This is a genomic window from Pseudomonas sp. 05L36, from assembly GCF_056398125.1.
Window position 1 is genome coordinate 1 of the sequence record NZ_JBFTOU010000015.1, and the last position, 12,201, is coordinate 12,201.

Below are 12,201 nucleotides of genomic sequence, written 5' to 3' on the forward strand. Positions count from 1 at the left end.
TCTAGCCAGATGCATTCTTTATCGGCGCTTGGGTGAAAGGAGGAGGGGCGAAATCTCCCACGGATCTGTACTGCGCTAACAGTCAGAATCGAGCTTTGTCCCTCCTCCTCCCTTCAAGTCCTAGCATACAAGCGAGCTTGCTCGCGATGAGGGCATGACATCCACCATCTATGTGACAGTTCCACCGCCATCGCGAGCAAGCTCGCTCCCACATTGAACCGAGCCGCTTCAACTTGGTGCGCAAATCAAAAACAACGCACCAACTTCAACCAAAAAACTCACTCCATCGATACCAGTCCCACGTCCCCTTCAGCCATTTCCTACGCATCATGTCGATTGGCAAGCCCCTTGCTCTAGCCTGAGCATTGTCCATTGCTGGAAGCCTTCCGATGCTGGTGATTCATCGCAGAATCGACCTTCAACCCGTTTGGGCCGCCGAACTGCACCTGACGTTCGAAGCCCGCAGCAAAAGCCGTTTGCGCTGTTTCAGTGCCGAGGGCGAAGACGTCGGATTGTTTTTGGAGCGCGGCCAGCCGCCGTTGCATGACGGCGAATGCCTGCAAGCCGAAGACGGGCGAATCGTGCGTGTCTGCGCCCGCCCCGAACAATTGCTCCACGTCACCTGCGCCAATACCTTTGAACTGACCCGCGCGGCCTATCACCTGGGCAATCGCCATGTCGCCCTGCAAGTCGGCGACGGCTGGTTGCGCCTGCTCGACGATTACGTGCTCAAGGCCATGCTCGAACAACTCGGTGCCGTTGCCGTGAATATCGAGGCGCCATTCCAGCCGGAACATGGCGCCTACGGCGGTGGCCATCACCACTCGCGCCACGGCGATGAAGACTTCAACTACGCGCCGAAACTGCACCAGTTCGGCGTACGCCCATGAACCCGGCTTGGGCGCTGTTGCGTCTGGCCAGCCCGCAACTGCCAATTGGCGGCTACAGCTACTCCCAAGGGCTGGAAATGGCTGTGGATAACGGCCGGGTTCACGACCCCGACAGTGCGCGACGCTGGATCAGCGATCAGTTGCTTTTGAATCTGGCACGCTTCGAAGCGCCGCTGCTGCTCGCCCATTGCGTGGCCGCCAGCAAGGAAAACTGGGACGAATTGCTGCAGAGCTGCGAAGCGCATCGCGCCAGTCGCGAAACCCGCGAGCTGCATCAGGAGAGCCGGCAGATGGGCTACTCCTTGCAGCAATTGCTCAATGGCTTGCCGGAACTCGACGCGCCGGCCCGTGCCTTCCTCGAACAACGCAGCGAGCCACATCTGGCTCTGGGTTGGGCCTTGGCCGCGCGCGCCTGGCAGATCAGCCCGCAGGACGCCCTGGCCGCGTGGCTCTGGAGCTGGCTGGAAAACCAATTGGCGGTGCTGATGAAGACCTTGCCATTGGGTCAGCAAGCGGCCCAGCGCCTGACCAGCGAACTGTTGCCGCTGTTGCAGCAGGCCCAGCAGGACGCCAGCCACATCCACCCCGATCACTACGGCAGCGCCGCTTTCGGCCTGTCCCTGGCGTGTATGGCCCACGAGCGCCAGTACAGCCGTCTGTTCCGCTCCTAGGGCCCCTAATTTTGGAGAATCACATGAACACACAACCCCTGCGCGTCGGCATCGGCGGCCCGGTCGGCTCCGGCAAAACCGCCCTGACCCTGGCCCTGTGCCTGGCCCTGCGCGAGCGCTACAACCTGGCCGTGGTGACCAACGACATCTACACCCGCGAAGACGCCGACTTTCTGGTGCGCAATGAAGCCCTGGCGCCGGAACGCATCATCGGCGTGGAAACCGGTGGTTGCCCGCACACGGCCATCCGCGAAGACGCCTCGATCAACCTCGAAGCCGTGGATCAACTCAATCGCCGTTTTCCGGGGCTGGATCTGATCCTGGTGGAGTCCGGTGGCGACAACCTCTCCGCCACCTTCAGCCCGGAACTGTCGGACCTGACGATCTACGTGATCGACGTCTCGGCCGGCGACAAGCTGCCACGCAAGGGTGGACCGGGGATCTGCAAATCCGACCTGCTGGTGATCAACAAGATCGACCTCGCGCCGCTGGTCGGTGCCTCGCTGGAGATGATGAACAGCGACACCCAGCGCATGCGCAACGGCAAGCCGTTCGTGTTCAGCAATCAGAAAACCGGCCTGGGTCTGGAAGAGATCATCGCCTTCATCGAACGCCAGGGTTTGCTCATAGCGGCCTGATCACCACTTATCAACAAGGAAGCTTATCCATGACACTCAAACGCATTCTCGGCGCCCTGGCCCTGCTGCTGGCCCCGGCTCTCGCCTTCGCCCATCCGGGACACGGCGACAACGGCTTGATCGCCGGCATCAGCCATCCGCTTGGCGGCCTCGATCACTTGCTGGCGATGCTGGCGGTCGGTCTGTGGGCGGCACAGCAGCAAGGCACCGCACGCTGGGCGCTGCCGTGCACCTTTGTCGGCACCCTGTTGATCGGAGGGCTGTTGGGTTTTGAAGGATTGAACCTGCCGGCACTGGAGAGCGGGATTGCCGCTTCCGTGTTGGCTTTGGGGCTGGCGGTTGCCTTGGCAGTGCGTCCACCGTTGGTGATGGCGGTGGGTGCGACAGCGTTGTTTGCGTTGTTCCATGGTGTCGCGCACGGGCTGGAACTGCCGGACATGTCGAGTCCCTGGACCTACGCCGCAGGCTTTGTCGCCGCGACGGCGGTGTTGCACGCGGCGGGTTATGCACTGGTGCGGGTTTTGCCGCAGGCGGCAGCGCCATTGGTGCGATTGGCGGGTGCGGCTTCGGCGGCGACCGGGGTGTGGTTGTTGGCGGGCTGATTTTTTGTTGCCGGTGATGGCCCCATCGCGAGCAGGCTCGCTCCCACATTGGTCCTGTGCAAACAGATCCATTGTGGGAGCGAGCCTGCTCGCGATGACGGCCTGACAGACACCACCCCTCTCAGGCCTGCTAACATGTCGCGCAATCGCCCCTGCCGTGACGACGCCAGCCAATGCCGCCTGTTTCCCGCTCCGCCTCTCAGCCAGAACTGACCGCCCTGTTCGCCTCGGTGCAACAGCACTTCCTGAACGTCATCGTGCCGCTCTGGCAAGGCCCGGGCTGGAACGCCGACATGGCGTTGCCCTACGAGGCGCTGGATGCCGGACACCAACCGCTGCCACCGCAACGCTACCGGGCCATGGCCTGTGCGCGACAGTTGTATCTGTTTGCCAACCTGATCGGTCAGGTGCCGGGCGCCGAAGAGCGTGCCGCCGCGTTGTTCCGCTCGTTGCAGCGGCACTTCCACGATGCCGAGCACGGCGGCTGGTTCTACAGTGTCGATGCGCAAGGTGCGCCGCTGGATCAGCGCAAGGACCTCTACACCCACGCCTTCATCCTGTTCGCCTGCGCCCATTACTGGAACAAGGTCCGCGAGCCTCTGGTGGAGTCGGTGCTCAATGCCTCGCTGGAAGTGATTGCGCAGCGTTTCGCCACGGACGACGGTCTGTACGAAGCCACGCTCGACCGCGACTGGGCATCGCTGGACAGCGGCCCTTTGCAAAACCCGCTGATGCACCTGGCCGAAGCATTCCTCGCCACACTGCAAGTCCGTGAAGACCTCGACGTGCAACAGGCGCTCGTCGGGTTATGCACAGCCATGCACGCGCGCTTCATCGATCCGCAGCGCGGCGTGTTGATGGAAAAGCCGCTGGGGTCTGTGGATAACTGGTTTGAACCGGGGCATCAGTTCGAGTGGTATTTCCTGCTGGAATCCTCGGCGCTGTTACGCCATTCGGCGCTGCATGCCGATCTGGAGCGGGCCTTCGCCTTTACCGAGCAAATGGGCGTCGATCAGCAGACTGGCGCCGTGCGGGCGATGCTCGACTTCGCAGCGGATCACGGCGTCCGGGACGCCACGCAGCGTATCTGGGCGCAGGCCGAGTACCTGCGCGCGTTGACACTGCGACCGCACAGCGAAGCAGATGTACTGCGCCAGTTGCAGGCGTTGCAGCAGCGCTCGCTGCATGCCGGCGGCTGGTACGAATGCCGTGACGAGCACGGTGAAGTCAGCCGCCGCGACATGCCATCGACAACGCCCTATCACCTTGCGACTTGTTATCGCGGGTTGGCGGAATATCTCGCCACAAGGTGAAATCCAATCACTCAGTCCACTTGCGATCCCCGGTAAAGCTGATGGTCAGCCATCGCGCGGCATCCGGCTTACCGAGTTTCGCGGAAATTTCCTCGCGCAAACTGTCCAGTTGCCCCACACCGTCCAGCCAGTAATCCTTCGGCAATACGATGTGAATCTCGATAAAACAGGCCCTGCCGTGTTTCTGCACGTAGGAAATGTAATCGTCGAAACCATGCTCGACCTTCGCCACCTCCATCACCTGACGCACCTTGTCGTCCAGTTGATCCGGGACGATGCCCAACACATCGCGCAATGCCGGTCCGAGGATTTTGAGCGCCGGAGGAAGCATGCCCAGGGCCAGCAGAATCAGAATCATCGGATCGACATACACCGCCCACTTGTCGTAACCCTGAGTCTTGAGCAGCAGCGCGATCAGGAAACTCACCAGCAGTCCCGCCGACAGCATCGCGTCCACCAGCCAACTGATGTTGTCGAACTGGATCAGCGACGACTTGAGTGTGCGATTGCGATGGCGGACGTAGAAGAAGTAAATCAGTTCAACGACGGTAAACACCGCCGCGTAGAGGATCACCAGACCGAGCTCGACCTCGCGGCCGCCACTGATGATGCCAAACACACCGTTGAGAAAGGCATAAATGGCAACCAGGAACAGGAAGCTGCCCTCGATCACCAGTACCATGGGTTCCAGGTGCCAGTAACCGAACTGGAAGCGCTGGTTGCTTTCCTTGGCGATCAGCCTGGCGGTGATCAGCATCAGGACCTTGATGAAGGCCGCGATTAACGAAAAGAAGCCATCGAACAGGATGGATTGGGCGCCCGAAACAAAACCGGTGATGATCCCGGCGAATGTCACGGCGAGCATCAGGAAGGTCGATTGTTTGAGCAGCGACTGCTCGCCTCGATTACTCACTTGATCTCCTTTAAAGCCTCTAGACCGCCGGGTGCGGCGGATTGCTTGAGGGAGGAGTCTAGCTGAAGCTTTGTGTCGCCTGAGCCGGCCCCTTCGCGAGCAGGCTCGCTCCCACAGGTTCAATGCGATCCATGTGGGAGCGAGCCTGCTCGCGAAAGGCCGTTACTCGGTCTTAAGACTTGCGCTCGATAGCAAACCCGGACCAGGTCTGACTCACCGGCATCAGCTCCAGGCTGTTGATGTTGATGTGCGCCGGGGCATTGAGCACCCAGAAGATTGTTTCGGCGATGTCTTGCGGCTGAATCGGCTCGGCGCCGGCGTAAGTGGCGTTGTAGCGCTCCTGGTCACCGGCAAAACGCACCAGCGAGAACTCACTCTCGCACAGGCCCGGCTCGATGTTGCTGACCCGTACACCCGTGCCTTGCAGGTCGCAGCGCAGGTTCAGGGAGAACTGTTTGACGAACGCCTTGGTCGCGCCATACACGTGGCTGCCCGGGTACGGGTAGTTGCCGGCGATGGACCCCAGGTTGACGATACCGGCACCACGACCGTGGGCAATCAGGCGTGGCAGCAGCAGACGGGTGCTGTACATCAGGCCTTTGACGTTGGTATCGACCATGGTGTCCCAATCGTCCAGATCGCACTTGGGCGCCGGATCGACGCCCAGGGCCAGGCCGGCATTGTTGATCAACCCGCGCAGCTTGGCAAAGGATGGTGGCAGATTGGCAATCGCCTCCTCCATGGCCTTGCGATCACGCACATCGAGCACCAGGCCATGGACTTCGGTCTGCTTCGACAGCTCGGCGCACAGCGCATTGAGGCGCTCCTCACGACGGCCAGTCAGCACCAGTTTCCAGCCGGCCTCGGCAAAACGACGGGCACAGGCTTCACCAAAACCTGAGGTCGCGCCGGTAATAAACAGGGTGTTGAACATCGTGTTCTCCTTGCTTCGGCTGATCGCCAGCCATTGGAATAGAAAATCAGCAGGCAGCATGCCCGGCCTTTTTCACAGCGGCAACCACCGTTCAAGCTGTTCAAAAAACACTCAATACCGGCAAACCCTCGACCAGCGTGGCCTGCAGCCATGTGCGCGCACGTTATCCACAGGCCGGTCCACAGTCTTTGGGGGCAAGTGGAAAAGCTGTAAGCCGCTATCCACAAGGCTTTGCGCGGGGTTTTAAAACTTTTTTGCTTGACCCTCAACCGCCTGCTGTGTAGCCCTTGGCCATTTTCATGACTGACGGGTCAAACCGACGATGGCGCCAAGCCAGTAACCACGGCCTTCAGCCGAGTCTTTCCAGAGTTTAATCACAGACTTATCCACAGGCTTGTCCACGCCGATTTCATGCATTTTCATCCCGAACAAAAAGGTTGACAAAGCGGCCTGCAAGCTGCGCAAAAACGCCTGATCAAAAAACAACCACACCTCTGCAAGCCACGGTTTAAAAGGCGTCCAGCCAGCTACTCCCACGTTATTCACAGCCGGTTCCACAGCAAACGGGGACAAGTCAAAACTGTGACAAAACAACTATTTGCAGCGGCTTTATGTCGCGGTTTCGGAGCTCGGAAATTTTGTTTTCCACAATTTCCCGCAAGCACGCCAAAAACCCTGTAGGAGCGAGCCTGCTCGCGATGGACGTCAACGATAACGCGAACATTCTGGATAAATGCGTTGTCCTGGGGATCTTCGCGAGCAGGCTCGCTCCTACAGGGGATTTGTGGTGTTTGGGAGATGTAAAAAAGCCCCGGCGATTGCGCGCCGGGGCTTGTGTACAACCAATGAAACTCAGTGCCCGCCGAGATAGGCGTTACGCACATCCTCGTTGACCAACAGCTCCTTGCCGGTACCCGTCATGCGGATTTCGCCGTTGACCATCACGTACGCCCGGTCCGACAACCGCAGGGCGTGGTTGGCGTTCTGCTCCACCAGGAAGATGGTCATGCCGGTCTTGGCCAGTTCCCGCAGGGTGGCGAAGATCTGCTTCACCACGATCGGCGCCAGGCCCAGGCTCGGCTCATCCAGTAGCAACAACTTGGGCCGGCTCATCAGGGCACGGGCGATGGCGAGCATTTGCTGCTCGCCACCGGACATGGTCATCGCCCGCTGGGTACGCCGCTCTTCGAGCCGCGGGAACAGCTCGAACATGCGTTGCATGTCTTCCTTTGCGTACTTGTCACCGATAGGGATGGTGCCCATCAGCAGGTTCTCCTCGACGGTCATGTCGGGAAACACCCGCCGCCCTTCCGGCGATTGCGCGATGCCGTTGGAGGCGATGTAGTGGGACGACTTGTGGGTGATGTCCACGCCCTGGTAGAGGATCTGCCCGTCGGCGGCCCGTGGCTGGCCGAAGATCGACATCAGCAGGGTCGACTTGCCGGCACCGTTGGAGCCGATCAGGCTGACGGTTTCCCCTTCGTTGATGTGCAGCGAGACTTTCTTCAGGGCCTGGATCGGCCCGTAAAACACATCCAGTTCCTTGAGTTCGAGGATGGGTTGACTCATAGCACCACTTCCTCTTCATCGGCGCCCAGGTAGGCCGCAATCACTTTCGGATCGTTACGAATCGCTTCAGGCCCGCCTTCGGCGATGACAACGCCGTGGTCCAGCACCACGATGTGGTCGGAAATGCTCATTACCATGCCCATGTCGTGTTCGATCAGCACCACGGTCAGATCGTGCTCGTCGCGCAGCAGCCGGATCATCGCGCTCAGCGCTTCGGTTTCCTGGGGGTTGAGGCCGGCGGCCGGCTCGTCGAGGCAGATGATCTGCGGACGGGTGCACATGGCCCGGGCGATTTCCAGGCGGCGTTGCTGGCCGTAGGACAGCTCACCGGCCAGACGGTTGGCGCAATCCACCAGGTCCACCACCTCCAGCCAGTAGAACGCGTGGTCCAGCGCATCGCTTTCAGCCTTGCGATAGCCCTTGGTGTTGAGGATGCCGGCCAACATGTTGCGGTTAACCCACATGTGCTGTGCCACCAGCAGGTTTTCCAGCACCGACATTTCCTTGAACAGGCGAATGTTCTGGAAGGTCCGCGCCAGCCCGGCACGGTTCACCAGGTGGGTGCCGCCGAATGCCTTGTAGAACAGCCGACTGGCGAAGGATTTCGGCGAAACGAAATCCGTTGGTTTGAACGACTCGCCCAGCAGTTTGATGACGTTGGTCTGCTGACCGCGCACGTTGAGTTCGATCTTGCCACCGGAGGCCTTGTAGAACCCGGTCAGGCAGTTGAACACCGTAGTCTTGCCGGCGCCGTTGGGGCCGATCAGGGCGAAGATCGAATTGCGTTTGACCTTCAGGCTGACATCGTTCAACGCCTTGATGCCGCCGAAGTGCATCATCAGCTTTTCGACACTGAGTACGACTTCGCTCATGGCGCTACTCCTTTACGCGGGGTCACACCGGTACGGCTGATCCGAATCAGGCCGCGCGGTCGCCAGATCATCATCAACACCATCAGGATGCCGAACAGCAACACACGATACTCCGCGAAGCCACGCAGCAGTTCCGGGGCGACGGTCAGCACGAAGGCTGCCATCACTACGCCGATGGTCGAACCCATACCGCCCAGTACCACAATGGCAAGGATCAGGGCCGATTCGAAGAAACTGAACGAGGTCGGGTTGACGAAGCCCTGGTAGGTGGCGAAGAACACACCGGCCAGACCGGCCGTCGAAGCACCGATGGTGAACGCCGAGAGCTTCACCAGCACGTGGTTCAGGCCCATGGAGCGGCAGGCGATTTCGTCTTCACGCAAGGCTTCCCATGCGCGGCCGACCGGCATACGGGTCAAGCGGTGTTTGATGTACAACACGGCCAGCACGACCATGAACAACATCGCGTAGATGAAGTAGTACTTCACGTCGGGGTTGTAGGCGATGCCGAAGAACTCGTGAAACGGCACACCACCGTCTTTCGCCCGTTTGCCGAACTCCAGACCGAAGAACGTTGGCAGCGGCGCAGGCATACCGTTCGGACCACCGGTCAGCGACAACCAGTTGTTGAGGATCAAGCGAATGATTTCACCGAAGCCCAGGGTCACGATTGCCAGGTAGTCACCGTGCAGACGCAAAACCGGGAAGCCAAGGATGCAACCCGCAAGGCCGGCGGTGATCGCCGCCAGTGGCAGCACCGTCCAGAAGCCCAGCCCAAGATACTGGTAACCAAGCGCCAAACCATAGGCACCGATGGCGTAGAACGCCACGTAACCCAGGTCGAGCAGGCCGGCCAGGCCCACCACGATGTTCAGTCCCAAACCGAGCAACACATAGATCAACCCGAGGATGACCACGCCCAGCAGGTAGGAGTTGGAGAAAAACGGAAACACCACGGCAATGACGATCATCAACGGGATGATCCAGCGCAAGCGGGATTTGTAATCGGGTGGCAGTACATGAACCCCGGAGCCAGTGGTTTCAAACCCTTCGAGAATTCTCAAACCCTTGGGTGTTTGCAGGAACAGGCTCAAAGCAAAGCGGCCAGCCATGACGATGGCGACAATCCACGCCACTCGCGTTGGTTGCAGGTTGAAGCCATAGCCATCGAGGACGATGCCGACAATCGGACCAAATACGATGAGCGCTACAAGGCCGGCAAGAATCGCGTCAACCAGGCTTCTTTTGATATCAATGGTTTTTTTAGTGGTTGAAGACATCGCTTACACCTTCGACACAAGAGGACGGCCGAGCAGGCCTTGAGGCCGAAAGACCAGAACGAGAACAAGCAACGAGAAGCTGAAAACGTCTTTGTAGTCGGAGTTGACCAGACCGGAAAACAGCGACTCGGAGATCCCCAGAATGATCCCGCCAAGCATCGCACCCGGCAGCGAGCCGATCCCGCCGAGTACCGCTGCGGTGAACGCCTTGATGCCGATGACGAAACCTGCATAGAAGTCGAACGTGCCGTAGTTCATGGTGATCAGCACGCCGGCCAACGCCGCCATCGCGGCACCAATGATGAACACGTAGGAAATGATGCGATCGGTGTTGATCCCCAGGATCGAGGCCATCTTGCGGTCTTGCTGGGTTGCGCGACACATGCGGCCGAGCTTGGTGTACTTGATGACATAGGTCAGCAGGCCCATCCCGACAAACGCTGCGACCAGAATGAAGATCTTGGTGTAAGTGAGCTGGACGAAGCCGGTCCCGACTTCTACTCGCAATGCACCAGTCAACAGCGTCGGAACGCCTTGTTGGCGGGCACCCTGGGCGATCTGTGCATAGTTTTGCAGGATCAGCGAGATCCCGATGGCGCTGATCAGCGGTGCCAGTCGGGTGGAGTTACGCAGGGGTTTGTAGGCAACACGCTCGATGACCCAGCCATACACCGCCGTGACCACGATGGTGAAGATCAGTGTGCCGAGCATCAACAGAGGGAAGGATTCAATACCGAAGTATGCCAGCAGAGCCAGACTGATTGCCGCGAGGTAAGCGGAAATCATGTAAACCTCGCCGTGGGCGAAGTTGATCATGCCGATGATGCCATAGACCATTGTGTAGCCGATGGCGATCAGGCCATAGACCGACCCGAGGGTCAGGCCGTTGACCAGTTGCTGCAGGAAAATACCATCCATAACGCAATCTCACGCAATGAGAACCTGCACATGTGGCTGTGCGGTTCTTCTAAGGAAAATACAGATTTACGTCGGAGCAATGTCGGCCACGATCAGAAAGGCCACCACAACCCTTGTAGGAGCTGGCTTGCCTGCGATAGCGGTTAAACATTCAACAAAGTTGTCGACTGCCAGTCCGTCATCGCGAGCAAGCTCGCTCCTACAAGGGATCTGTGGGGTTCATCCGATCGAGCCAGCCCTTACTTCTGTTTTTCCAGCTGGTGGTACTTGCCGTCCTTGTCCCACTGGTAAACCACGTAGTCGGAGACTTTCAGGTCGCCCTTGCTGTCCCAGGTCTTCTCGCCCATGACGGTTTTGACCGGGTGGGCTTTCAGCCATTTGGCAGCGTCTTCGCCCTTGTTGGACTTGGCGCCATTGAAGGCAGCGGCCAAGGTCTGGACCGAAGCGTAAGCGTAGAGGGTGTAGCCTTCAGGCTCGGTACCGGCCTTGCGGAATGCGTCTACCACGGTCTTGCTGTCTGGCAGCAGGCGCGGGTCGGCACCGAAGGTCATCAGCACGCCGTCGACGTATTGCGGGCCGCCAGCGGTGGTCACCAGTTCGTCGGTCACGATGCCGTCGTCGGACATGAATGTCACGTCTTTGAGGCCTTCGGTACGCAGTTGTTTAACCAGTGGACCGGCCTCTGGGTGCAGACCGCCGAAGTAGACCACGTCGGCACCGGCCGCACGGATCTTGGTCACCACGGCGCTGAAGTCTTTCTCGCCGCGGGTCAGGCCTTCGTACAACACCGGCGTTACGCCGCGCTTGACCAGTTGCGCTTTGGTGGCGTCCGCCAAACCTTGGCCGTAGGTGTCTTTGTCGTGCAGCACGGCGACTTTCTTGCCCTTGAGCACGTCGACGATGTAGTCGCCAGCCACGATGCCTTGCTGGTCGTCACGCCCGCACATACGGAACATGGCGCTCAGGCCGCGCTCGGTCACCTTTGGGTTGGTGGAACCCGGGGTGATCGTGATGATGCCCGCTTCGTCGTAGATCTCGGAGGCCGGGATGGTCGACGAGGAGCAGAAGTGACCGACCACGCCGGCGACTTTCTGGTTGGTCAGGTCCTTGGCGACTGTCACAGCCTGCTTCGGTTCGCAGGCGTCATCGCCCTTGACCAGTACGATTTTTTCCCCGTTCACGCCGCCCGCTGCGTTGACCGCATCGGCCGCCGCCTGTGCACCCTTCATGTACTGTTCGCCAAATGCCGCGTTGGCGCCCGTCATTGGTCCCGCTACGCCGATCTTGATGTCAGCCTGAGCAAACGCAGAAACACCCAGCGCAGTTGCCACTGCGAGGGCCAGAAAGCCTTTCTTGTAAAACGTCTGGGACATGAGGTGGTGCTCCATGGTTTTTTAATTGGCACTGCGACTTCAATGAATGCTCAGAGCAAGGGCCGTGCCATCGGTTTTTTATTCTGAAAAAAGTCGCTGCTTTCTTGTTATTTCGACTGTTTCGGGCCCATTTTCATTGGGCGTGCAACCATCTAAACCGCGGAAGGTAGAACCATTATTTTTTTGAGGCGCAACCCGCCTGCGCCATCATTGCAACCGCGGCTTTAA

At 59.5% G+C, this 12,201-nt stretch carries 13 protein-coding genes; 5 read left to right on the top strand and 8 right to left on the bottom strand.

Features of this window, described 5'->3' with window-relative positions; all coding sequences use genetic code 11:
* Positions 1-389: 389 nt before the first annotated feature.
* The 5 genes from ureE (at position 390) to AC1DKH_RS16720 (ending at position 4,114) form a co-directional block, all read left to right on the top strand.
* The gene (gene ureE / locus AC1DKH_RS16700) at positions 390-890 is read left to right on the top strand and encodes an urease accessory protein UreE (protein WP_477798702.1); all 501 of its coding nucleotides are present in this window, start codon (positions 390-392) and stop codon (positions 888-890) included.
* Positions 887-1,561, top strand: a complete 675-nt coding sequence (locus AC1DKH_RS16705) for an urease accessory protein UreF (RefSeq protein WP_477753472.1) — start codon at positions 887-889, stop codon at positions 1,559-1,561. The genes ureE and AC1DKH_RS16705 overlap by 4 nt, the downstream gene beginning before the upstream one ends.
* Positions 1,562-1,584: 23 nt before the next feature.
* Positions 1,585-2,199 carry an urease accessory protein UreG gene (ureG, locus tag AC1DKH_RS16710; RefSeq protein ID WP_477798703.1) on the top strand — a complete coding sequence of 205 codons (615 nt, stop codon included), beginning with the start codon at positions 1,585-1,587 and terminating at the stop codon, positions 2,197-2,199.
* A 29-nt stretch (positions 2,200-2,228) separates the two neighbouring features.
* The gene (locus tag AC1DKH_RS16715; protein WP_477798704.1) at positions 2,229-2,801 is read left to right on the top strand and encodes a HupE/UreJ family protein; all 573 of its coding nucleotides are present in this window, start codon (positions 2,229-2,231) and stop codon (positions 2,799-2,801) included.
* Between the two features lie 173 nt (positions 2,802-2,974).
* Entirely contained in the window at positions 2,975-4,114 is a 1,140-nt protein-coding gene (locus tag AC1DKH_RS16720) for an AGE family epimerase/isomerase (protein WP_477798705.1), read from the top strand.
* A 7-nt stretch (positions 4,115-4,121) separates the two neighbouring features.
* Here the strand turns inward: AC1DKH_RS16720 and AC1DKH_RS16725 are convergent, their stop codons facing one another.
* From AC1DKH_RS16725 to AC1DKH_RS16760, 8 genes are all read right to left on the bottom strand, one after another.
* Positions 4,122-5,027 (bottom strand): cation diffusion facilitator family transporter, encoded by a 906-nt coding sequence (locus AC1DKH_RS16725; RefSeq protein ID WP_477798706.1) that lies wholly within the window; start codon positions 5,025-5,027, stop codon positions 4,122-4,124.
* A 172-nt stretch (positions 5,028-5,199) separates the two neighbouring features.
* Complete coding sequence (locus AC1DKH_RS16730; RefSeq protein ID WP_477753477.1) at positions 5,200-5,961, bottom strand: SDR family oxidoreductase; 762 nt, start codon at positions 5,959-5,961, stop codon at positions 5,200-5,202.
* 297 nt (positions 5,962-6,258) lie between these two features.
* Positions 6,259-6,507, bottom strand: coding sequence for a hypothetical protein (locus AC1DKH_RS16735; RefSeq protein ID WP_477753478.1), 249 nt, complete (start codon positions 6,505-6,507; stop codon positions 6,259-6,261).
* Positions 6,508-6,813: 306 nt separating this feature from the next.
* Positions 6,814-7,530, bottom strand: coding sequence for an ABC transporter ATP-binding protein (locus tag AC1DKH_RS16740; RefSeq protein ID WP_477753479.1), 717 nt, complete (start codon positions 7,528-7,530; stop codon positions 6,814-6,816).
* Positions 7,527-8,402, bottom strand: a complete 876-nt coding sequence (locus tag AC1DKH_RS16745) for an ABC transporter ATP-binding protein (RefSeq protein ID WP_477753480.1) — start codon at positions 8,400-8,402, stop codon at positions 7,527-7,529. The genes AC1DKH_RS16740 and AC1DKH_RS16745 overlap by 4 nt, the downstream gene beginning before the upstream one ends.
* Positions 8,399-9,682 (bottom strand): high-affinity branched-chain amino acid ABC transporter permease LivM, encoded by a 1,284-nt coding sequence (gene livM, locus AC1DKH_RS16750; RefSeq protein WP_477798707.1) that lies wholly within the window; start codon positions 9,680-9,682, stop codon positions 8,399-8,401. Before livM ends, AC1DKH_RS16745 begins: the two co-directional genes overlap by 4 nt.
* Positions 9,683-9,685: 3 nt before the next feature.
* A complete protein-coding gene (locus tag AC1DKH_RS16755; protein ID WP_223462544.1) occupies positions 9,686-10,600 on the bottom strand; it encodes an ABC transporter permease subunit in 915 nt (304 codons plus the stop codon).
* Positions 10,601-10,839: 239 nt separating this feature from the next.
* Positions 10,840-11,973 carry an ABC transporter substrate-binding protein gene (locus AC1DKH_RS16760; protein ID WP_477798708.1) on the bottom strand — a complete coding sequence of 378 codons (1,134 nt, stop codon included), beginning with the start codon at positions 11,971-11,973 and terminating at the stop codon, positions 10,840-10,842.
* Between the last annotated feature and the right edge of the window lie 228 nt (positions 11,974-12,201).